The sequence below is a fragment of the Maribellus luteus genome (assembly GCF_003576475.1).
GTDB lineage: Bacteria > Bacteroidota > Bacteroidia > Bacteroidales > Prolixibacteraceae > Draconibacterium > Draconibacterium luteum.
Window position 1 is genome coordinate 1 of the sequence record NZ_QWGR01000200.1, and the last position, 562, is coordinate 562.

Sequence of the window (562 nt, forward strand, 5' to 3'; positions counted from 1 at the left end):
GTCATGTCGGTGGCGATGCCCTGCAGCCGTTCGTCGAAGATTTTCGGCAGTGCGAAGGTCGTCGATTGAAACACCAGGCTGGAAACAGCCGTGGTGAGAAACACGATGGCGGAGATGCGCAGCAGCAGCGCCTTCATGTCGGCGGGCTGGACGGGCGCGGCAGCAACTGCTGCCGGAGTCTTCTGATGCGCGGTGGACATCTCGCTCCATTGATGAGCGGCGTAAAGCACGCCCACGATGATGGAGAAGATGCCCGGCACCACGAAGGCTACGCGCCAGCCGCCGTGATCGATGAAATAGCCGGTAATGAGCGCGGCGCTGGCGACGCCGAGATTGCCCCAGACGCCATTCACAGCGAGGCGCATGCCGGTATTTTTCCATTTCTGCGTGACGATGGCGAGCCCGACCGGATGATAGATCGCGGCGAACACGCCGACGATGAACAGGCCGATGCCAACCTGAAGCGGCGTCTGCGCAAACGCGGTGCCGATCGACGAAATGCCGATGCCGATGAAGAACACCGCGATCATGCCTTCGCGGCTCCACTTGTCCGCGAGCCAGC

1 protein-coding gene is annotated in these 562 nt (G+C 62.1%); it reads right to left on the reverse strand.

Features of this window, described 5'->3' with window-relative positions; genetic code table 11:
• Nucleotides 1–562: MFS transporter (locus D1614_RS28585; protein WP_147384406.1), on the reverse strand; the 562-nt coding region annotated here is incomplete at both ends.